Raw genomic sequence first — 20720 nt, forward strand, 5'->3', positions numbered from 1 at the left:
GCTCAGCGGATCCGGTCGTAGACGAGGGCCAGCGTGCCGTGCTCGCCCGCGGCCTGGCCGGCGAGCGTCCACCGCCCGGCGGGCAGGCCGTCGTCGAAGAGGCGCGGCCCGCCGCCGAGGAAGACCGGGAAGACGGTGAGTGCCAGCCGGTCGACCTCGTCGGCCGCCAGCAGCGCCTTGATGACGCTCGCGCTGGAGAGCACGAGAATGTCACCGCCCTCGGTCGCCCTGAGGTCCGCGACCACCGGTCTGCTGTGTCACTTCGTGCTCCTCGTGTCGGGGTCATGCGCGGTGCTGCCGGTGCCGGTGCCGGTGTCAGTGCTGTCAGTGCTGCCGGTGCTGCCGGTGCTGCCGGTGCTGCCGGTGCTGCCGGCGGTGTCGGCGGTGTCGGCGGTGTCGTGCGGGTTCGCGGCGAGGGTCGCCGCGAGCTTGTCGAGGCTCTGGCCGAAGCCGATCTCGATGCCCGCGAGGAAGTCGACGGAGTCGACCGTGCTGTCGGTGATCCGGTAGTGGACGTCGAGGTCCGTGCCGGTGCCGGTGGGCCGGAGGCCGAGGTCGAGGTGGGCGGTGAAGGCGAGGCCGCCGCCGGGAAGCAGCGGGGAGAGCCGGTAGGCGAGGCGCACGCCGGGGCGTACGTCGTCGACGACTCCCTCCGCGCGCCCGGCGACCAGGTCGGAGCCGTCGGCGTCCTCGGCGTCGCGGTACTCCTGGACGATCCGCCCGCCCGGTCGCGCCTCGAACACGAGCTCGGAGACGCGGAGGTCGTCGGGCGTCCACCACCGGGCGAGCAGGGAGGCCTCGGTCAGGTGGCGCCAGACCACCTCGGGACGCGCCGTCAGCGACCGGAGGAACCTGAACGTGCGGCCGTCGGCCCAGCCCGGCTCCTCGGCGGCGAGCCGTTCCGTGTGGAGGCTGAGCCCGTGGCGGTCGTAGGTCTCGCGCGGGCCACCAGGCCGGTCCGCGGCGTCGGCGAGCCGGCCGAGCGCGGCCGCCAACTCCCGTAGAGGACCGGGTTGGAGCGCGTAGACGCGGCGCTGGCCGACGCGCCGGCAGGTGACGAGGCCGGCGCGCTCAAGGGTCTGCAGGTGCTTGGTCGTCTGCGGCTGGCGCGCCCCGGCGAGCTGGGCGAGGACACCGACCGGCCGGGGCCGCTCGGCCAGCAGGTTCACGAGCCGCCATCGGGCCGGGTCGGCCAGTGCGGTGAGGAGTGCGTCCATGAAACAAAGTATTCTTCATAGCGAATATTCGCGTCAAGGAATAATTGCGAGTGTGATCGCTGTGGTCCACACGGCACGCACCCCGCCGGGGTCCCGGTGAAGGTCGCCGGCGACCGGGACGAGGACGTGCCGGGGAGGGCCGTACGCCTTCCCGCGTCGGGTCCGGGGATGTCACAGGAGAGGGCGCTGTCTCGTCATACGCGGTGCGGGCAATCTTCGATCAAGGAGTGGATGATGAACCTCGCGTTGTGGATCGCTGCCGGGCTGCTGGCCGCAGTTGCACTGGCCGGTGGCGTCAGCAAGACGTTCGTGCCCAAGGAGAAACTGGCGGCGGTCCACGGTGGGGGGTGGACCGGAGACGTCGGCGTCGCCTTCGTCAAGACCCTCGGCGTCCTCGAACTCCTGGCCGCGTTGGGCCTGATCCTGCCCGCCGTGCTCGGGGTCGCACCGGTTCTGGTGCCGGTGACCGCGGTCTGCTGGGTCATGCTGATGGTCGGCGCGATGATCACCCACGGCCGCCGCGGCGAATTCGGTTTCGTGATGCTGAACCTGACTTATCTCGCGCTCGCGGCATTCATCGCGTGGGGCCGTTTCGGCCCTGAGTCCTTCACCGGCTGACCGGCGGTGACGCACGGTTCCCGATCGCCCGGGCCTGCACCCGGGCGCTCGACGTACTCGACGGGCGGATTCAGGCGATCCGCCTGGTGATCCACCCCGGCGGGCTCGGGCACGTGGGCCCGGTGGCGGACGCCTGGGCGATCACCCGCGACGTGAGACGGGCACGCCGGCCGCGAACCGGCCCGGGCCGGGGACGGGAAACCGTCATCGGCGCTCCGCGCGCCCGGCGGACTCCGAGGTGCCGACGCCGCCGGTGGGTTCGACGATGTCGTCGCCGAAGGCGGCGGCGAGCGCCTTCGCGATCACGTCGGGCAGTTCGGTCCGCCCGTCGTCCTCGGCCCAGCGCACCAGCGCCGTGTGCATGGCGGCCAGGCAGGCACTGGCCGCCACCTGGGCGTGGAACGCCGCTTCGGGATCGGTGGCGTCGTTCCCGAGGGCGTCGACGATCGCCCGCTGGAGGGCGTAGTGGTTGTCCAGGTGCCTGGCCCGCAGGGCCGGCGTCGAGATCATGAGCCGGAGGCGGGCGAGCAGGAACCGCTCGCCCGCCTCCACGTCGTCTCCGCGGGCGCCGCGGGTCAACGTCGCGGCCGAGTCGACGAGCGCACCGCCGATGCGGCGGACCAGGGGCTGCGCGGCGGACGACGCGACGATCCGCTCCGCGACCAGTCGGCCGTGCTGGTCGACGAGCACGAGGTCTTCCTTCGTGGGGAAGTGCCGGTACACGGTCATGGGCGACACGCCCGCGGCTTCGGCGACGTCGGTCACGGTCGTGGCGTCGTATCCGCGCTCGGTGAACAGCCGTACCGCGTGTGCCTGAATCACGCGCTGCGTCTCGGCTCTCCGTTGCGCTCGCAGGGTTGAGTGCTGGTCGGACATGTGATAGACCCTACCGGACTGGTAGTGACTACCAGATTGGTAGTCACTAACGAGACGAGGTGGTCGGCATGAACGATCTGATCGGCAGGACGGCTCTCGTGACCGGAGCGTCGCGCGGCATCGGGCAGGCGATCGCGGTCCGGCTGGCGGCGAAGGGGGCAGTGGTCATCGTGCACTTCGGCACGGACGAGGACGGCGCGACGGCGACGGTCGACGAGATCAAACGTGCCGGTGGGACCGCGCTCGCCGTCAGGGCGGAGCTGGGCGTGGATGACGACGTCGAGACACTCTTCGCGGGAGTCGAGGCCGGCCTGGCCGGGCGGCCACTCGACATCCTCGTCAACAACGCGGCGGCCGCGCCCGCCGGCCCGCTCGGAGTCACGACGCGGACGGAGTTCGACCACCTCTTCGCGGTGAACGTGCGAGCGCCGTACTTCATCATCCAGCGGGCGTTGCCGCTGCTCCGCGACGGTGGCCGCATCGTCACGATCTCGTCCGTGGCGACCCGGATGGCCAACCCCGCCCAGACGTCCTTCGCCATGACGAAGGGCGCGGTCGAGACGATGAGCATGACCTTGGCCAACGAGCTCGGAGTCCGGGGGATCACGGTGAACGCGGTCGCTCCCGGCGCCACCCGTACGGCGACGAACGCAGCGGTCTTCGAAGTGCCCGGCCTGGCCGAACTTATCGCCGGAACGACGGCGCTCGATCGCCTGGGCGGGCCCGGCGACGTCGCCGACGTGGTCGCGTTCCTCGCCACCGACGCCGCGCGCTGGATCACCGGTCAGGTCGTCGACGCGAGCGGTGGCCTGTTCCTCGGGCCGCGCGCCTGATCGCCGGTCGCCGGTCGCCGGTCGCCGGTCGCCGGTCGCCGGCCGCCGGCGACGCGTCCGTCCGGTCGATGGCGGGAAACCGGCGTCCTTGCCCGGGACGGCCGGCCCGCCGCCTCCTCCCGGTGGGGACGACCGCCTGAGCGCCGCCCCCGCGCGACGGAGGCGCCGGTTCCCGCCTGGCGGTTCCTACCTCGCGGTACGTCCCCTCAGGGCGTCGCGTCCCCGCGCCACGATGATGTCGACGGCCTTGACCTCGTCGATGTCGCGGGCGACGGCCAGTGCCTGCTTGGCCGCGTCGTAGGCGTCCAGGGCCCGGTGCCAGTTGACGTCGTCGCCTCCCTCGCCCCCGTCGGCCAGGCGGTCGATCTCCTCGCCCAGCCGCGTCACGTTCTCCTCCTGCGACAGCCTGGTCTTCTCCAGGCGGGCCGCCCGCTCGGACGCCTCCAGCTTCGCGGCCCTCCCGAGCCGCCGCCCGCGCGCGACCACCTTGACCAGCACCCAGAGCGCGACCAGGCCCACCAGCGACAGGAAGATCACCCAGCCGATCGCCATCCGGCTGGACGACCCGGACAGGTCGGCGTCCTTGGCGTGGCCGGTCTTCATGCCGGTGACCTCGGCGTCCACGAAGGTGGCCCCCCGCAGCTCGGCGAAACTCAGGTCGGCGTCGGTCAGCGTCGCCCCGCGGAAGACCGCGTCCTGGAACTTGCCGCTGCTCAGGTCGGCCCGCTCCATCCTGGCGCCGGTGAAGTCGGCCCGGTCGGCCCTGGCGCTGCCGAACTCCGCGCCGCGCAGGTCGGCGCCGCCCAGCCTGGCCTCCGTCAGGTCGGCGCTGCCGAACGCCGCCCCCGACAGGTCCGCCTTCGACAGGTTCGCCCCGGCCAGCTTGGCGCTGCCGAGCTCCGCCCTCGCCATGCGCGCCCCCGTCAGGTCGGCCCCCATCAGCTCGACGCTGCCGAGCTTGGCGCGCTCCAGGCGCGCGCCGCGCAGGTCGGCGCCCTTGAGGTAGCGGATCGTGGCCCCGATGGCCGAGACGTCGCGCAGGATCGCCCGGTCGAGCTTGACGCTGCCCAGGTCGACCCCGTCCAGCTTGGCGCCGGTCAGGTCGGCGCAGCTCAGGTCCCGGGGGAACTCGGCGACCGAGGTCAGGTCCCAGCCCGCGTACTTCTGCCCGCTGCCCGGCGCGCACGCCGGGTCGGGGGTCGGCAGGTCCTTGGGCATGCCCCTGCTGCCCGCCAGCAGCGCGCCCGTGGCCTCGCGCAGCTCGGTCCCGCCGAGGTCGGCGCCCTGGAAGGTCGCGCCGTCCAGCACCGACCCGCGCAACTGCGCGCCCCGCAGGTCGGCGTCCCGGAACACGGCCTTGATCATCGTGGAGTCGTACATGCGGGCCTTGGGCGCCTTGAAACCGCTGAGATCGGCTCGGCGCAGGTCCACGCCGTAGGCGTCGGCGTCGGTGAGGTCGACGCCGACCAGTTTCGCGTCGTCGAACTGGGCTCCGTACGTCCTGGCGCGCACCATCGTGGCCCCGCTCAGGTCGGCGCCCTCGAAGTGCGCGGCGTAGGGCAGCGAGTCGTCCATGATCGCCTCGCGCAGGTCGGCGCCGCGCAGGTTCGCGTAGTACAGCTCCGCCTCCGTCAGGTCGGCCCCGCGCAGCTTGGCCCCGGCCATCTCGGCGTTCCCGAGGCGGGCGCCCTTGAGCGAGGCGCCCCGCAGGTCGGCCCCGGTGAGGAGGCTGCGTACGACCACGCCGTCCAGCCTCGCCCTCCGCAGGTCGGCGCAGGACAGGTCGGCGGGCAGCGTGACCCGGGTGAGGTCCCTGCCGGCCAGCTTGGGACCGCTGCCGGGCCTGCAGCCGGCGGCGCCACCCGTCGCCCGGCCGTCCCGCGCGCTCCGGCTGTCCTGGACGGCGTGACTGTCCTGGACGGTGTGGGTGTCCTGAACGGCGTGGGCCGATGCCGCGGGGGCGGGCAGCAGGGCGGGCAGCAGGATCACGGCCCCGGCGAGCAGGCGGGTAAGGCTGGACATGTCTCTCTCACTGTCTCCCCCGAGGCGCGCGGATCCGCCGGCGGGGGAGAGCGGTGCCGGGCGGGAGTTCGTGGACAGGCCGGTGCGGGTGACACCCCGAGGGGAGGGGCCCGCCCGATGGACCATACGGGAACGCGACCCTTTATAGGAGGGCCCGGTTGCGGCCCGCTTGCGAACCGCCTTCCGCGGTGGCTCCTCTCCCGCCGCGCCGGGGCGACACCGCCCGCGGAGCCGATCGGGATGCCGCACGCGAAGGCGCAGGAGGCGCAGCGCCGCGGACGGATTCGGCGGTCCCCCGCTCGTCCGCTATCGGGAGCCCAGCAGGGTGTCGACCAGGGCGCGGCCGTACCCGGGGGCGAGGGAGTCGCTCATGAAGAGGATCCGGTACGTCATCGGCGCGACCACGTGGTCCAGCACCGCGTCCAGCGTGGGCACGTCCTCGCCGCGCCCGGCGGAGCGGGTGAGGATGACCTGGATGTTACTGCTGGTGTACGCGCAGCACTGCCCGGTGCTCCTGCCGTCGTCGTCGCCGGCCACCACGTCGCGGGTGAACGCGCGCCCGGTGGGGGAGGACATCTCCTCCAGCCACTCCTCGGCCCACGTCGCGAGGTCGTCCCGCAGGTTCCCCAGGTCGGCCGGGGGGCCGTCGGGCCGCATGTGCTCGAGGGCGACGTCGGCCAGGAGTTCCTGCAGGTCACCCCATCTGCGATAGACGGTCGAGGGGGTCACGCCCGCGCGGGCGGCGACGAGCGGGACGGTCAGGTCGGCACGGTCGCGCTCGGCGAGGAGATCCCGTACCGCCTCGTGGACGGCCTGCTGCACCCGCGCGCTCCGTCCCCCGGTGCGTACCGCCTGCCTCGTCGCCATGAACCGAGCTTAACGCAAAATATTTGCTTCAGTGGTCCGAGGTGTGTACGTTGCTAACGCAAATCCTTTGCTTTAAAGCTTCGGGAGTTCCTTCATGTCCACCGTGACCTCGACGTTGCCCGCCCAACGAGCCCGCTTGGGGGCCGGTGCGGCCGTGGTGCTCCTGGCGACGACCCTGACGACGTTCATGGCCGCCGCCGCCGCGCCCACCCCGCTGTACGCCGTGTACCAGGGCCACTGGGGCTTCTCCTCCAGCGTCCTGACCGCCGTCTACGCCGTCTACGCCGTGAGCCTGCTGGTGGCCCTGCTCACCGTGGGCTCCCTGTCGGACCACGTCGGGCGCCGCCCGGTGATCCTCGGAGCGGTGGCGCTCGAGACGGTCGCGATGGTGATCTTCGCCTCCGCCGACGGGGTGACCGCCCTGATGGTCGCGCGCGTCGTGCAGGGCTTCGCCACCGGGGCCGCGACCGGGGCGCTGGGAGCGGGCCTGCTGGACGCCGACCGGGCGCGCGGCCCGCTGGTCAACAGCGTGACGCCCGCCCTGGGCCTGGCCGCCGGCGGCCTGGGATCGAGCCTGCTCGTGCAGTACCTGCCCGCGCCGACGCGGACGGTGTTCGTCGTCCTGATCGTCGCGTTCGTGCTGCAGGGCGCCGCGATCCTCCTCCTGTCCGAGTCCGCCGGCCGCCGGGCGGGCGCGCTGGCCTCGCTGCGCCCGCACGTCAGCGTGCCCGCCGGGGCGCGCCGGGTCCTGCTGCTGGTCACCCCGATCACCGTGGCCGGCTGGGCGCTCGGCGGGTTCTACCTGTCCCTGGGGCCGTCCCTGGCCCGCGAGGTCACCGGCTCGGGGTCGATCGTGGTGGGCGGGCTGCTGGTCTTCGCGCTGACCATCAGCGGCACCGTCGCGATCCTCGCCCTGCGGGCGGTCCCCGCCCCGCGCGCCATGCGGGTGGCCTCCGTCCTCCTGGCCCTCGGTGTCGGCGTGACCCTGATCGGCGTGAACACCGGCTCGGGAGTGCTGTTCTTCGCCGGTACGGTCGTCGCCGGGCTGGGCTTCGGCGCGGGCTTCCAGGGGGCCGCGCGCACCCTGCTGCCGGCCGCGGCCCCGCACGAGCGGGCCGGGCTGATGGCCGCCTTCTACATCGTCAGCTACCTCGCCATGGGCATCCCCGCCACCGTCGCCGGGGTCGTCGCGGGCCACCTGCCCCTCGCCGAGCTCACCACGTACTACGGGATCGTCCTCACCCTCCTGGCCCTGGCAGCCCTGACCGGGACGTTCCTCGTCCGAGAGCGTCTCCCCGAGGCGACGCGCGCGGCGTGACCGCTCCCCGGCGACGGCTCGCCGGGCCCGGCGTGGAAGGCTGTCGGCCATGACTGTTCTGGACATTCCAACCCTGAAGCTGGTCAACGGCGCGGACATCCCGCAGGTCGGCCTGGGCACCTGGCCCATGTCGGACGAGGAGGCGGAGGTCGCGGTCGCCGAGGCCGTCGAGATGGGCTACCGGCTGGTGGACACCGCCTACGCGTACCGCAACGAGACCGGGGTGGGGCGCGGGCTGCGGGCGAGCGGGGTGCCGAGGGAGGAGTTGTTCGTCACCACCAAGCTGAACGGCGAGTGGCACGGATACGACGCCGCGCAGGAGGCGTACCAGGCCAGCCTGGACCGGCTCGGCCTCGACTACGCCGACCTCTACCTGATCCACTGGCCGCTGCCGCGCAAGGACCGCTACGTGGAGGCGTGGAAGGGCATGGTCAAGCTGCTGGAGGACGGCCGCGTGCGGGCGATCGGCGTGTCGAACTTCAAGCCGGCCCACATCGACCGGCTCCTGGCCGAGACGGGCGTGGTGCCCGACGTGAACCAGATCCAGCTCAACCCGTTCTTCACCCGGGACGAGCCCCGCGCCTACGACGAGGCCCACGGGATCGCCACCCAGTCCTGGGGGCCCATCGGGCAGGGCGGCGACCTGCTGGAACAGCCGGTCGTCACGGCCGCCGCCGAGCGGCACGGCAGGACCCCCGCCCAGATCGTGCTGCGCTGGCACATCGAGCTCGGCCTGATCACCGTGCCGAAGTCGTCCAGCCCCGAGCGGATGAGGGCCAACGCCGACATCTTCGGTTTCACCCTCACCCCCGAGGAGGTCGCGGAGCTGTCCTCCCTCGACCGGGGCGAGGCCGCCGCGACCGACTCCGACTCCGTCGGCCACTGATCCCACCGGTTTCCCTCATCGGCACGCCGCCGGGGCCCGGAAGAGGGCCCTGACCTCGATGAGCCGGCGGAGCCTTCGCGGAGCCCGCGCCGGAGGTGTCGCCCCGGTCGCCGATCGGAGTGCGCGGGTTTCGTGATGGGCTGTCGTCGGCGGCTCGGACCAGGGTGCCGATGGGGAGTGCGAGCCGGGCCGAGCCGGTGGTGGTGCCGGATCGGCACCGGGTCACGTCAATCACGTGCCGGGCGCGCGCCACCGTTGGCTTCGCTGATCAGGTGCGCCCGGCGCAGCACGTCGACCTGGGCACGGTTGTAGAGGGCGTGAAGGGCGTGGCCGACGGCGTTTCTGGCCGCTTCGGCCCGGCCCGGCGTGGAGGCCTTGGGCTCCAACGTGACCGAGTGATCGGTGGCCGCGTCGACGAACGGGACGAGCCGCTCGGCCATGGCCTGCCGTGTGGCCTCGTCGGCGTCCTCGGGAAGGTCGCGGAACTCCTCGTCGAGTTCGGGGTTGGGATCTGCCTCGAGGGTCCGCCGCACCGCGTCCATCGACTCGTCCGAGAACAGCTGGGCATAGATCGTGATGAGTGCGCGATCGTTGTCGCGCAGATGCTCCGCGACGCCGCTGAACCCGGTCGGCACATCCGGTGACGCGCCCGGCCGGGACAACACCGCCAGCTCTCGCCGGATGTTCTGGAGCCGCTCCATCGTCGCCTCGAGCTCGGCGTCGATGGTCCGGAAGATCGAGGCGCGGCCGTCGGTGTCCGTTCCCATCGCCGCCACCTGCGCGAGCGGCACGCCCAGCCCGGTCAGCCGCCTGATCTGCAGAAGCCGCGTCAGGTGGCGGACCTCGTACCGCTTGTAGCCGTTGGGCTCGCGGTCGGGCTCGTCGAGCAAACCGATCTCGTGGTAGTAGCGCACCGTCTTCACCGTGCTTCCCGACAGCTCGGCTATCTCACGCGTGCTCCAGGTCATGGGTTCCTCGCCTCCTCATGCGGTACCGCACGTCCGGCGGCGCCTCTTGGTGGACGCCGGCGTCGAAGCAGGGGCGGTCGGGCCGCCGCGACCGATCCACGGCTGCTCCCCTGGCCCTCGTCGTCGAGGGCTTCGGCATGCCCGGCGCCGGCGACGGCACTACCCGTGGCCCGCGCTCGCCGCTCGCGCAGCCAGACGAACACGACCATGCCGACGTTGACGGCGACAAGGATCAGCACGGACGCGTCGCCGGTGTCGGTGGACCGGTCGAGGGGGAAGGCCTCGCCGTCCGCCATCAACGTGTTGACCGTTGTCGCCAGGACGTTGTCGGCGACGTGGAACGCGACCGGTGCCTCGATGCCGCGGCTGATGATCGCCATCAACCCGGCACAGAAGCCGAATACGGCATGATATCCGAACCGCCAGGGGTCGGTCGACCCGTGCATCACCGCGAAGGCCAGGCTGGAGACCACGAGCGCTTCCACCAGCTCATGGGCAGGTGGGCGCCGAACGGCCGGGACGCGCCGCCGCCCGCAGGCCGCACCGCGGGCACACCTGACCACGAGAATAATTCACAGTTAACCTATAGAGATAGTAGATTTAAGCGAGACCAGCCCACATGAGGCCATCGGCCAGCGGCAGAGGCGCACCGTCGGGGGGACTTTCGGATGCACATCACGGCTCGGAGCGACTACGCCATAAGGGCGATGCTGGTCATCGCGCTGAGCGATCCCGCCCCGGTCAAGTCGGAGACGATGGCCCAGGCGCAGGAGATCCCGGCGAGTTTCCTGCGCGGCATCCTGACCGACCTGCGCCGCGCCGACCTCGTCTTCGCCCAGCGGGGCCACGAGGGCGGTTTCACGCTCACGCGCCCGCCCGTCGACATCTCGGTCGGGGACGTCCTGCGCGCCGTCGCCGGCGAGCTGACCTCGGTGAGGGGGTTGCCGACCGGCGACGTGGTCTACTTCGGGGAGGCGGTACGGCTGCGCACGGTGTGGCTGAACATCGAGACCTCCATCGGTGCCATCGTCGACACCGTCAGCCTGGCCGCCCTCCTGTCGCCGGTGGCCGAGGCCGGCAGGCGACGCAGGGCGTGACGGCGCACCCCGCACCGCGCGTGGGATGAAGATTCCCACACCTTGAGACGCCTTGCTCGAAACGTGACTTGACGCCGCCCTGGCATTCAATCACGATAATTCCTATCAACAGAGTAGGAAAAACAGGAAGGGGGGCGTTGTGCGTGCGCTCATCCTCTTAGGCCTGGTCGGCTTCGCGGCACAGCTCGTCGACGGCAGCCTCGGCATGGCCTACGGTGTCACCTCGACGACGCTGCTCCTGGCCATCGGCACCAACCCCGCCGCCGCTTCGGCCACCGTCCATCTCGCCGAGATCGGCACGACCCTCGCCTCGGGCATATCCCACTGGCGCTTCAACAACATCGACTGGAAGGTCGTCGCCAAGATCGGTGTTCCCGGCGCCGTCGGCGCGTTCGCGGGAGCCACCTTCCTGTCCGGCCTCTCCACCGAGGTTGCGGCACCGGTCATGTCGATCATCCTGCTCGCGCTGGGCGTCTACGTCCTGATCCGCTTCACGGCCTTCGGTCTCCCGCGCGGCAACCTGGGCAAGCCGCTGCGCAAGCGCTTCCTCGCGCCCCTCGGCCTGGTCGCCGGATTCGTCGACGCCACCGGTGGCGGCGGCTGGGGCCCGGTCGGCACCCCGGCGATCCTGGCCAGCGGGCGCCTGGCGCCGCGCAAGGTGATCGGTTCCATCGACGCCAGCGAGTTCCTGGTCGCCATCGCCGCCAGCATCGGCTTCTTCTACGGCATCGGCTCCGAGAACATCAACTTCTCCTGGGTCGCCGTGCTGCTGATCGGCGGCGTCATCGCGGCACCCATCGCCGCCTGGCTGGTCCGGCACATCCCGCCGCGCATCCTGGGCTCCGCCGTCGGCGGTGTCATCATCCTGACCAACGTCAGGACCCTGCTGCGCAGCGACTGGATCGACGCCTCCGGCGGCGTCCAGACCGTCGCCTACATCACCATCGCCGTCCTCTGGGCCGCCGCCATCGCCTACTCGGTCCGCGAGTACCGCCGTGACCGCGACAACGAGACGGTCGAGGCGGTCGAGGAAGAGGAGAGGCGTCGCGCCGCGGAGCAGGAGACCGCGGGCACCGCCAGCTGAGCCTGCGCGCCCTCCGGCCGCCACAGCGTACGAAGGCCCCTCTCGCCGACGCGAGAGGGGCCTTCGCGTGTCCGTCCTCGGCCGCGGACGGTCACTTTCCGTTAAACGTCGACATTCCGGTGTCATGGGGCCATCTGTAATCGATTAACTACTTTGTCGAAATATATGTGCTTTTCATAACACTCGTCCTGGAAAGCGAACTTGTGAATTGAACGCGTAACGCGACTCCTGTTGACGCGGGCGGTCAGAGATCACCACATTGTCCTTTGGCAGATACGGTCGTCCGTTTCTCTCCTCTCCAGAAGACAAAATCGTCACCACCGCTGCCGCGTCCCCCCGAACCGTTCGAGTCAAGGAACCCACTTGGCACTCATGCCCTCCGGCGGATCGCGGCTGCTCGCCGTCGCGGTCGCCCTGGCGGTACTCGCGGTGACCCCGCCGACGTACGCCACCACCACGCTCGGCACCATCCGGCTCGACCCCGTACCGGCCGCGGGAACACCCGCCCACGGCGCCGCGGCGGTCACCCGCACCATCACCCTGATCACCGGCGACAAGGTCACGGTCCGCTCCGGCGGCACCGGGACCGGCACCACGGTCGTCCGGGGCCCCGACGGCGAACCCGTCGGCGCCCGCGTCACCACCGTGGGCACCGACACCTACGTCCATCCCGACAGCGCGATGCCCTATCTCTCCGCGGGGCTGCTCGACAGGCGGCTGTTCAACGTCACCCGCCTCCTGGCCGACGACTACGACGACGCCCACGTCGACCACCTTCCGCTGATCGTCACCTACGCGGACGACTCCGCGGCCCGCGCCGCGAAGGCGCTGCCCGAGGGCGCCACGAAGGTCCGTACCCTCAGCAGCATCAAGGGCGCGGCCGTCACCGAGGACCGCGACAAGGCCGCGAGCTTCTGGTCCGCGCTCACCGGCGGCCGGGCCGCGGCGCCCGGCGCCCGTGAAGGCGGGCGCGGGAACGCCGCGCCCGCCTTCACGAGCGGCATCGCGAAGGTCTGGCTGGACGGCAAGGTCAAGGTCGACCTGGCCGACACCGTGGCGCAGATCGGCGCCCCCGAGGTCTGGGCGGCGGGCAACACCGGCGAGGGCGTCGACGTCGCCGTCCTGGACACCGGCGTCGACGCGGGCCACCCCGACCTGGCCGGTCAGATCGAGGCCTCCGCCAGCTTCGTACCCGGCGAGGAGGTCACCGACCGGCACGGTCACGGCACCCACGTCGCCTCCACGATCGCCGGCACCGGCGCCGCCTCGGGCGGCAAGGAGAAGGGCGTCGCCCCCGGAGCCGAGCTGCACGTCGGCAAGGTCCTCAGCGACCAGGGCCAGGGCCAGGACTCCTGGATCGTGGCCGGCATGGAATGGGCCGCCAGGGAACAGCGCGCCAAGGTCGTCAGCATGAGCCTCGGCACCGACGCGCCCACCGACGGCACCGACCCGATGAGCCAGGCCGTCAACGCGCTCAGCGCCGAGACCGGCGCCCTGTTCACCATCGCGGCGGGCAACGCCGGGCCCTCCGAGCGCACGGTGGGCGCCCCGGGCGCCGCCGACGCGGCCCTCACCGTCGCGGCGGTGGACGCCTCCGACCACCTCGCCGACTTCTCCAGCCGCGGCCCGAGGCTGGTCGACGGCGCGCTCAAGCCGGAGCTCAGCGCTCCCGGCGTCGGCGTGCTGGCGGCCCGGTCCCAGTACGCGCGGGAAGGCGAGGGCCCGTACACGACCATGAGCGGCACCTCGATGGCCACCCCGCACGTCGCGGGCGCCGCCGCGCTCCTCGCCGCCGCGCACCCCGGCTGGACCGGCGGGCAGCTCAAGGACGCCCTGATGAGCACGTCCAAGGCCACCCCGGACCACACCGCCTACCAGGCCGGCACCGGACGCCTGGACGCACGGGCCGCCACCACCGCCACCCTGTTCGCCACCGGCGGCGCCTACCTGGGCATCCACCCGCTGGAGGAGGAGCAGGGCGGCGAGGCCGAGCGGCAGGTGACCTACACCAACACCTCCGCCACCGAGGTCACCCTCGACCTGGCGCTCAAGGTCGCCGGTGCCCCGGACGGCCTGTTCTCCCTGTCCGCCTCCCGGGTCGTCGTCCCGGCGGGCGGCAGCGGCACCGTCACCCTCACCGCCGACCTGGACCGCGTGTCGGAGAAGAACGGCTACACCGGGTGGATCGAGGCGTCCGCGGGCGGCGGCCCGGTGCTCGCCCGCACCGTCGTCGGCGTCAGCACCGAGGACCGGCCCCGCCACCTCGTCATTAAGGCCAGGGACCGCGACGGCGCCCCGATGAGCGGCCAGATCAACCTCCTGCGCGAGGGCGACCCCGCCGACGGCTACTACAGCTTCCTCACCTTCACCGGAGAGGTGGACGTCCTGGTGCCCCAGGGCAGGTACTCGGTGTGGATGTGGGGCGACGTGCGAGGCACGCACGGTCCCTCCTCGCTCGGTCTCGCGCTGCTCAACGAACCCCTGGTCACCGTCGAGGACGACACCACCGTGACCCTGGACGGCACCACCGTGCGCGAGGCCAAGGCCGTCACGCCCCAGGAGAGCGCCGACGCGGAGACCCGCGTCGACTACCACCGCACGCTGGGCGACACGGCCTCCGTCGCCGACTCCTACACGCTCGGCACCGGGTACGACAGCGTCTGGATCCAGCCCACGAAGCGGGTGCGCGAGGGACGGCTGTCCATCGGCACGCGCTGGCGCAAGATCCAGCCGCTCCTGACCGTGAGCTCGGGCGGGCAGGCGTACGACGACCTGTGGATCCAGCCGGGGGCGGGGCTCCTGCCCGAGGGCTCGCAGGACCTGCCCGCCGTCTTCGCCGGCGGGGGCCGCGCGGCCGACTACGCCGGGCTGGACGTCAAGGGGAAGATCGCGGTCGTGCGCTACGGCGACACGGACGAGCAGGTGCCCGCCGCCGTGGCCGCGGGGGCGAAGCTGCTGCTGATCGTCAACGACGAGGCGGGACGGCTCCGCGAGGCGATCAGGAGGACGCCCCTGACCGTGGCGTCACTGACCATGGACGAGGGCGAGCAGCTCATCTCCCGCCTCGGGAAGGAGAGCGTCCGGCTGCGCACGGTCTCCAGGCCCGACACCGCCTACCTATACGACCTGGTCCGGCGCTGGGAGCAGTCCGTTCCCGGCGACCTGACCTACCGCCCCGCGCACCGGGACCTGGCGCGGGTCGACGTCGACTTCCGCAACGACCCGGCGGACGAGGTCGCCGAGTACCGCTTCGACGTGGTCCCCGGCCTGAACACCAAGGTGGGCTACACGCTGCTGAGCAGGTCGAAGCGCGAGCGCACCGACTGGGTCACCCCGGGAGACTCCGTACGCTGGACGTCCGAGGCGGAGATCCCGCGGAAGACGTGGCAGTTCTCGGGGGAGAGGTCCTACCGGGCGGGAAGCACCACCGGCGAGCAGTGGTTCGGCCCGATCCAGCGCCCGAGGGTGAACGACTCCATCGCGCTCCCGGTCCGCGAGGGCAACACCCTGCACGTCCAGGTGCCCGGCTGGGGCGACTCCGGGGCCGACCACGTCGGGCTCTTCGGCCCGGGCCAGCTCGACCAGACGACGTCGCTCCACCAGGGAGGGACCCTCGTCGCCGAGACGGGCGGCTACGTCCTGGACGCCGAGGTAGGCCAGGCCGGGCTTCCCTACCGCCTCGTCACCACGACGGAACGCGACGCCGCGGCGTACCCGTACTCCACCACCACGCGGACGGTGTGGAACTTCACCTCGGCCCCCTCCGGCTCCGCAGAGCCGGTCGCGCTGCCGCTGGTGCAGCTCGACTACGCCGTGGACACCGGCGTGGACGGCAGGGCCTCCCGCTCGGCCGCCCTCACCATCCTCCCCTCACACCTGCCGGGAGGGCCGAAGGCGGCCATCCGCTCGGGTGAGCTCCAGGTCTCCTACGACGACGGCGCCACCTGGCGCACCGAGCGCCTGACCCGCACCGGCGACGGGTGGAGGGCCAGGCTGGACGCCCCGGCCCGCGCCCGGTACGTCAGCCTGCGGGCCGGCGCCAGGGACGAGAGGGGCAACGCCGTCGAGCAGACGATCGTCCGCGCCTTCGGGCTGAGGTAGAGCCCGGGGGTTGGAGGCGGGCGGCACCGCCCGTCAGGCGCGAACGGCGCCGTCCGTCACGTACGGGCGGCGCCGTTCGGCGATCCCGTCACGTACGGGCGGCGACGTCCTCGCCGGTGGCACGGCGCACCCGGAGGTACGACAGGTCCGGAGGCACGACAGGTACGGCGGCTCAGGCGAGCTTCCTGCCGATCTCGGCGATCTGGGCGCGCTGCGCGGTGACCATCTTCTCCGCCAGCCGGGTGGTGGGCCGGTGCCTGCCCAGCGCGATCACGACCTGGGCCATCTGGACACCGCTGTCGAGGTGCTTGCCCAGCACGCTCAGCCACAGCTTGTCGAAGGCGGCACCCGAGCGCCTCTCCAGGGAGGAGATCTGGGTGGCGGACAGCATGCCGGGCATGTCGTGCGCGGCGTGGTCACCCCCCGCCGGCACCTCGACCTGCCACGACCGCAACCAGCCGGACATCAGGTCGATGTCGGCGGCCTCGTCCTTCTTGATCTTCGCGGCCAGGTCGCGCACGTACGGGTTCTCGCTCCGGCCGTCCACCAGGTCGGCGAGCTGGATCGTCTGGCGATGGTGGGGGATCATCTCCTGGGAGAAGCGGACGTCCGCGTCCGCCCGATCGCCGGCCAGTCCCACCGCCTGGACGGAGGTCCCGGCCGTCACGGCCGCTGACGAGCACCCGGCGACCAGTATGGCGGAGACCAGCAAGGTGGCGGTCAGAGACCGTCTTCTGCGCGACCGCCGGGTGCTCATCGAGATCACTGCCCCTTTCCTGCGGGTGGGAAGGATCATTCGTGCCGTTCCGCCCTGAGATACGCGGACCCCGTTGCCGGGGTTCAGGGTCCGCCGGAAAATCGCGTGCCCGAGATTCCGGCCGCCGGGTGGGTCAGCCGGGGACGTCGCGGTGGTCGGAGATGCTGTCGAGCCAGGCGCGGTGCAGGTCGGCGTAGCGGCCCGCCCGCCGGACGAGCTCGCCGGGCGGGCCGTCCTCCATGATCCTGCCGCCGTCCATCACCAGCACCCGGTCGGCGATCTCGACGGTCGACAGGCGGTGCGCGATGATCAGGGCCGTCCGGTCCGCCAGGATGGTCCGCATCGCCCGCTGCACCAGCCGCTCGCTGGAGACGTCCAGGCTGGACGTCGCCTCGTCGAGGATCAGCACCGCGGGGTCGGCCAGGAACGCCCTCGCGAACGCCACCAGCTGCCGCTGCCCGGCCGACAGGCGGCCGCCGTGCTTGCCGACCTGGGTGTCGTACCCCTCGGGAAGCGCGGAGACGAACGCGTCGGCGCCGATCGAGCGAGCCGCCGCCACCACGTCGGTCATGCTCGCGCCCGGCCGGCCGAACCTGATGTTGTCCGCCACCGACCCGCTGAACAGGAAGTTCTCCTGGGTGACCAGGACCACCGCGGCGTGCCGAGACTCCTCGCCGAGGTCGCGCAGGTCGACGCCGTCCAGCAGCACCCGGCCCGCCACCGGGTCGTAGAACCTGGAGACCAGCTTCGCCAGCGTGGTCTTGCCCGCCCCGGTGGTGCCGACCAGCGCAACGGTCTGCCCGGCGGGGACCACCAGGTCCAGCCGGGGCAGCACGGGGGTGCCGTCCAGGTAGGAGAACTCCACGCCCTGGAACTCGACCCTCCCGCGTGGCCGCTCCAGCGTCACCGGGTCGCCGGGCTCGGCCACCACGGGACGCTCCTGCAGCACGCCGGAGAGCTTCTCCAGCGCCGCCCCGGCGGACTGGAACGTGTTGTAGAACTGGCTGATCTCCTGCATCGGCTCGTAGAACTGGCGCAGGTAGAGCAGGAAGGCGGCCAGCACGCCCACCGTGACCTCACCCTGGATCGCCAGCGTGCCCCCGTAGAGCAGGACGGCCGCGATCGTCACGTTCCCGATCAGCTTGACGCCCGGTGAGAAGATCGCGACCAGGCGCATGCTCCGCCGGTTGGCGTCGCGGTAGTCGGCGTTCAGGTGGGAGAAGATCTCCTGGTTGCGCGGCTCCCCGCGGAACGCCTGGACCGCGCGCATGCCGGCCATCGACTCCACGAAGTGGACGATCACCAGGGCCACGGTCTCCCGGGTCCTGCGGTAGATGATGCTCGACTGCCGCCGGAACCAGCCGGTGAACAGCATCAGGACCGGCAGCGGAAGCAGCGCGACCACGCCGAGGTGGACGTCCAGGACGAGCAGCAGGACCGCCGTGCCGACCAGCGTCAGCACGGCGGTGACGAGGTCGTCGAACCCCGACTGCAGCATCTCGGAGATGGCGTCGATGTCGGAGGTGAGCCGGGAGACGACCCGGCCCGAGGTGTAGTCCTCGTGGAACGACAGCGACAGCCGCTGGAAGTGGACGAACACCCGCCGCCGCAGCTCCAGCAGGATGCTCTGGCCGATGCGCCCGGCCATCCTGAGGAATATCCGCCGGGTCACCAGCTGGACGACCGCCGCCGTCAGGATCGCCGCGACGACCGTCACCAGCGTCCGAGGTCCCGCGCCCGCCACCATCGGCGGGATGCCCGCGTCGATGCCCACCTTGACCAGGTAGGGAATGGCGAGCGAGGCGACGTTGCAGGTCACGATGATCGCGACGAGCAGGATGATCTCTTTGCGGTACGGGCGCAGCAGGTCGCCGAGCAGCCGCCTGGACCTGTCGCGCAGCAGGAACGACACCCGCGCCGACAGCTCGTCCTGGTTCTCCGCCGCGACCCCCCGCCACTCCCGGGACCCGTTCGCGGTCTCGGCGGGGGAGGGTCCGGAAGACCCGGAGGCTCCGGAGGGCCCGGAGGAGGGTCCCGAAGGCTGGGTGGAAGGTTCGGTCACGCTCACAGCCGCGCCTCCTCGGCGTCCGGGTCGGCCGACAGCAGCGCGCGGTACTCGGGCACGCTCGCCATGAGCTCGTGGTGCTCGCCGACGTGCGCGATCGTGCCGTCGAGCAGCAGGGCCACCCTGTCGGCGAGGAGCACGGTGGAGGCCCGGTGGGCGACGACGATCCCGGTGGCCTCGCGCAGCACGTGCCGCAGCGCCTCCTCCACCAGGGCCTCGGTCTCGACGTCCAGGGCAGAGAGCGTGTCGTCCAGCACGAGGATCCTGGGACGGCTGAGAACCGCGCGGGCCAGCGCGAGCCGCTGGCGCTGGCCGCCGGACAGGGACATGCCCTGCTCGCCGATCCTGGTCTCCAGCCCCCACGGCAGCGCGTGGACGAATCCGGCCTGGGCGATCCGCAGCGCCTCCGCGATCTCCTCCTCTCTCGCGTCGTGCCGCCCCAGCGTGAGGTTCTCCCTGACGCTCATCGAGAACAGCGTCGGTTCCTCGAAGGCCGTGGCGACCATCGAGCGCAGCGCGGGCAGCGGCAGGTCGCGGACGTCGACCCCGTCGATCGTGACCCGGCCGGCGCCGACGTCGTACAGCCGCGGCACCAGGGAGGTCAGCGTCGTCTTTCCCGACCCCGTCGCGCCCACGACCGCCACCGTCTCTCCCGGCCGCACCTCCAGCCAGACGTCGTGGAGCACCGGTTCGGCGGCGCCGGGGAAGGCGAAGCACGCCCCCTCGAAGCGCAGGTGCCCCCGGGGCCGCTCGATCGCGCCGGTGCCCCCGACGATCTCCGGTTCGGTGTCGAGCACCTCCATCACCCGGTCCGCCGCGGTCATCGCCTCCTGGCCCATCGTCAGGATGAAGCCGAGCGCGGAGACGGGCCAGACCAGCTGCAGCATCAGGGTGGCGAAGGCCACCAGCGTGCCCAGCGTCAGGGTGCCCGAGCCGACCGCCAGGGCGCCGAGCAGCAGCACGAGCGCGAGGGTGATGTTCGGGATCACCTCGAGGAAGGTGAAGAACCTGGCCGACAGGCGGACCTTCTCCATCGAGGTCCGGTAGACCTTCAGCGCCCCTTCCTCGAAGATCTCCGAGACGTACCGGCCGCGGCCGAACGCCTTGATCGTACGGATGCCGGCCGCCGACTCCTCGACGACCGTGGCGAGGTCGCCCTGCTCGTCCTGGACCCGGCGGGAGATGGTGATGTACGTACGCTCGAAGCGCAGGGTGGTGACCATGATCGGCACCGCCGAGGCGACGACCAGCAGCCCGAGCGGCCAGTACATGTGGAGCAGCAACCCGGTCACCGTCGCGATCTGGACGGTGGTCAGGACGAGGAAGAGCAGGCCGAAGCCGAGGAAGCGCCGGATCGTCGACAGGTCGGTCGTCGCCCGGGACAGCAGCTGGCCCGACTGCCAGGAGGCGTGGAACCCCATCGGCAGCCGCTGCAGGTGGGCGTAGAGGTCGTCGCGGATGCTGGTCTCCAGGCCCAGGACGGCGTCGGCCAGCAGCCACCGCCTCAGGAAGACGAGCAGCGCCTCGACCACGCCCAGGGCCAGGGCCAGCAGCGCGAGGGGAGGTACGGCCCCGGTGTCGCCCCGGGCGACGGGACCGTCGATGATCTCCCTGCCGATCAGCGGGACGGCGATGCCGATCGCGACCGCGGCGAAGGACACCACCCAGATGGCGGCCAGGCTGACGACGTACGGGCGGAGGTAGGACTTCAACCGCCACAGGGAGGCCGCCCTGGCGCGGCGCGGGGGGAGGGGTCGCCGCGGCGGGGATTCCGCGTCGCCGGCAGAGGTGTCTGCGTCGGTCGTGTTGGTTGTCCTGGTCGTGTTGACTGGGGTGGTTCCGGTATCAGGGGGCATCGGCAGGCGGCACGCTCCTCACGGTGTTCTGACGGGGTGAGAGCCGTCCGGGACATGGCAGGCCGGAACACCATCCCCTCTCGACCGGTCTCTCCCGTGCCACCGCTCCCGGTGGCCGCCCCGCCGGATCACCGCCACCCGCGTGACACGGGTGA

At 71.9% G+C, this 20720-nt stretch carries 17 protein-coding genes; 7 read left to right on the forward strand and 10 right to left on the reverse strand.

Annotation, left to right across the window (positions count from 1 at the left end; all coding sequences use genetic code 11):
• Positions 1-2: 2 nt before the first annotated feature.
• Both AB0F88_RS34535 and AB0F88_RS34540 read right to left on the reverse strand, forming a co-directional pair.
• Positions 3-245 (reverse strand): dihydrofolate reductase family protein, encoded by a 243-nt coding sequence (locus AB0F88_RS34535; RefSeq protein ID WP_362694021.1) that lies wholly within the window; start codon positions 243-245, stop codon positions 3-5.
• A gap of 12 nt (positions 246-257) precedes the next feature.
• Positions 258-1217 (reverse strand): metalloregulator ArsR/SmtB family transcription factor, encoded by a 960-nt coding sequence (locus AB0F88_RS34540; protein WP_362694024.1) that lies wholly within the window; start codon positions 1215-1217, stop codon positions 258-260.
• 234 nt (positions 1218-1451) lie between these two features.
• Between AB0F88_RS34540 and AB0F88_RS34545 the strand changes: the two genes are divergently transcribed.
• Positions 1452-1835 (forward strand): DoxX family protein, encoded by a 384-nt coding sequence (locus tag AB0F88_RS34545; RefSeq protein ID WP_362694027.1) that lies wholly within the window; start codon positions 1452-1454, stop codon positions 1833-1835.
• Positions 1836-2039: 204 nt separating this feature from the next.
• Here AB0F88_RS34545 and AB0F88_RS34550 read toward each other — a convergent pair whose 3' ends face one another.
• A complete protein-coding gene (locus AB0F88_RS34550; protein WP_362694030.1) occupies positions 2040-2657 on the reverse strand; it encodes a TetR family transcriptional regulator in 618 nt (205 codons plus the stop codon).
• A gap of 122 nt (positions 2658-2779) precedes the next feature.
• On the opposite strand from AB0F88_RS34550, the gene AB0F88_RS34555 reads away from it, so the two are divergent.
• Positions 2780-3544: an SDR family oxidoreductase gene (locus AB0F88_RS34555; RefSeq protein WP_362694033.1), complete on the forward strand. Its 765-nt coding sequence runs from the start codon at positions 2780-2782 to the stop codon at positions 3542-3544.
• Positions 3545-3730: 186 nt separating this feature from the next.
• Here AB0F88_RS34555 and AB0F88_RS34560 read toward each other — a convergent pair whose 3' ends face one another.
• Together AB0F88_RS34560 and AB0F88_RS34565 are read right to left on the reverse strand one after the other, a co-directional pair.
• A complete protein-coding gene (locus AB0F88_RS34560) occupies positions 3731-5566 on the reverse strand; it encodes a pentapeptide repeat-containing protein (RefSeq protein WP_362694036.1) in 1836 nt (611 codons plus the stop codon).
• A 306-nt stretch (positions 5567-5872) separates the two neighbouring features.
• The gene (locus tag AB0F88_RS34565; RefSeq protein WP_362694039.1) at positions 5873-6433 is read right to left on the reverse strand and encodes a TetR/AcrR family transcriptional regulator; all 561 of its coding nucleotides are present in this window, start codon (positions 6431-6433) and stop codon (positions 5873-5875) included.
• A gap of 94 nt (positions 6434-6527) precedes the next feature.
• On the opposite strand from AB0F88_RS34565, the gene AB0F88_RS34570 reads away from it, so the two are divergent.
• Entirely contained in the window at positions 6528-7751 is a 1224-nt protein-coding gene (locus AB0F88_RS34570) for an MFS transporter (protein ID WP_362694042.1), read from the forward strand.
• 49 nt (positions 7752-7800) lie between these two features.
• On the forward strand, positions 7801-8637 hold the full coding sequence (locus tag AB0F88_RS34575; RefSeq protein ID WP_362694045.1) for an aldo/keto reductase: 837 nt from the start codon (positions 7801-7803) through the stop codon (positions 8635-8637).
• A 227-nt stretch (positions 8638-8864) separates the two neighbouring features.
• Here AB0F88_RS34575 and AB0F88_RS34580 read toward each other — a convergent pair whose 3' ends face one another.
• Complete coding sequence (locus tag AB0F88_RS34580) at positions 8865-9605, reverse strand: MerR family transcriptional regulator (protein ID WP_362694048.1); 741 nt, start codon at positions 9603-9605, stop codon at positions 8865-8867.
• Complete coding sequence (locus AB0F88_RS34585; protein WP_362694051.1) at positions 9602-10090, reverse strand: CPBP family intramembrane glutamic endopeptidase; 489 nt, start codon at positions 10088-10090, stop codon at positions 9602-9604. The genes AB0F88_RS34580 and AB0F88_RS34585 overlap by 4 nt, the downstream gene beginning before the upstream one ends.
• 183 nt (positions 10091-10273) lie before the next feature.
• On the opposite strand from AB0F88_RS34585, the gene AB0F88_RS34590 reads away from it, so the two are divergent.
• The 3 genes from AB0F88_RS34590 (at position 10274) to AB0F88_RS34600 (ending at position 15887) form a co-directional block, all read left to right on the forward strand.
• On the forward strand, positions 10274-10702 hold the full coding sequence (locus AB0F88_RS34590) for an Rrf2 family transcriptional regulator (RefSeq protein WP_362694054.1): 429 nt from the start codon (positions 10274-10276) through the stop codon (positions 10700-10702).
• A 139-nt stretch (positions 10703-10841) separates the two neighbouring features.
• Entirely contained in the window at positions 10842-11786 is a 945-nt protein-coding gene (locus tag AB0F88_RS34595; RefSeq protein WP_362694057.1) for a sulfite exporter TauE/SafE family protein, read from the forward strand.
• Positions 11787-12158: 372 nt separating this feature from the next.
• Positions 12159-15887, forward strand: coding sequence for a S8 family serine peptidase (locus AB0F88_RS34600; protein WP_362694472.1), 3729 nt, complete (start codon positions 12159-12161; stop codon positions 15885-15887).
• Between the two features lie 172 nt (positions 15888-16059).
• Here the strand turns inward: AB0F88_RS34600 and AB0F88_RS34605 are convergent, their stop codons facing one another.
• The 3 genes from AB0F88_RS34605 to AB0F88_RS34615 all read right to left on the reverse strand — a co-directional run bounded on the left by AB0F88_RS34605 (position 16060) and on the right by AB0F88_RS34615 (position 20421).
• Positions 16060-16644, reverse strand: a complete 585-nt coding sequence (locus AB0F88_RS34605) for a DUF305 domain-containing protein (protein WP_362694475.1) — start codon at positions 16642-16644, stop codon at positions 16060-16062.
• A gap of 133 nt (positions 16645-16777) precedes the next feature.
• On the reverse strand, positions 16778-18712 hold the full coding sequence (locus AB0F88_RS34610; RefSeq protein WP_362694060.1) for an ABC transporter ATP-binding protein: 1935 nt from the start codon (positions 18710-18712) through the stop codon (positions 16778-16780).
• Positions 18709-20421: an ABC transporter ATP-binding protein gene (locus AB0F88_RS34615; RefSeq protein ID WP_362694063.1), complete on the reverse strand. Its 1713-nt coding sequence runs from the start codon at positions 20419-20421 to the stop codon at positions 18709-18711. Before AB0F88_RS34615 ends, AB0F88_RS34610 begins: the two co-directional genes overlap by 4 nt.
• Positions 20422-20720 lie beyond the last annotated feature (299 nt).

The sequence above is a fragment of the Streptosporangium sp. NPDC023963 genome (genome assembly GCF_040639135.1).
Classification (GTDB): Bacteria; Actinomycetota; Actinomycetes; order Streptosporangiales; family Streptosporangiaceae; genus Streptosporangium.

What these genes read in the sequence shown, in the direction of transcription:
- AB0F88_RS34540 (WP_362694024.1), bottom strand. Translation starts at nt 1,217, where the DNA reads ATGGACGCACTCCTCACCGCACTGGCCGACCCGGCCCGATGGCGGCTC.
- AB0F88_RS34545 (WP_362694027.1), top strand. Translation starts at nt 1,452, where the DNA reads ATGAACCTCGCGTTGTGGATCGCTGCCGGGCTGCTGGCCGCAGTTGCA.
- AB0F88_RS34555 (WP_362694033.1), top strand. Translation starts at nt 2,780, where the DNA reads ATGAACGATCTGATCGGCAGGACGGCTCTCGTGACCGGAGCGTCGCGC.
- AB0F88_RS34560 (WP_362694036.1), bottom strand. Translation starts at nt 5,566, where the DNA reads ATGTCCAGCCTTACCCGCCTGCTCGCCGGGGCCGTGATCCTGCTGCCC.
- AB0F88_RS34565 (WP_362694039.1), bottom strand. Translation starts at nt 6,433, where the DNA reads ATGGCGACGAGGCAGGCGGTACGCACCGGGGGACGGAGCGCGCGGGTG.
- AB0F88_RS34570 (WP_362694042.1), top strand. Translation starts at nt 6,528, where the DNA reads ATGTCCACCGTGACCTCGACGTTGCCCGCCCAACGAGCCCGCTTGGGG.
- AB0F88_RS34575 (WP_362694045.1), top strand. Translation starts at nt 7,801, where the DNA reads ATGACTGTTCTGGACATTCCAACCCTGAAGCTGGTCAACGGCGCGGAC.
- AB0F88_RS34580 (WP_362694048.1), bottom strand. Translation starts at nt 9,605, where the DNA reads ATGACCTGGAGCACGCGTGAGATAGCCGAGCTGTCGGGAAGCACGGTG.
- AB0F88_RS34590 (WP_362694054.1), top strand. Translation starts at nt 10,274, where the DNA reads ATGCACATCACGGCTCGGAGCGACTACGCCATAAGGGCGATGCTGGTC.
- AB0F88_RS34600 (WP_362694472.1), top strand. Translation starts at nt 12,159, where the DNA reads ATGCCCTCCGGCGGATCGCGGCTGCTCGCCGTCGCGGTCGCCCTGGCG.
- AB0F88_RS34605 (WP_362694475.1), bottom strand. Translation starts at nt 16,644, where the DNA reads ATGAGCACCCGGCGGTCGCGCAGAAGACGGTCTCTGACCGCCACCTTG.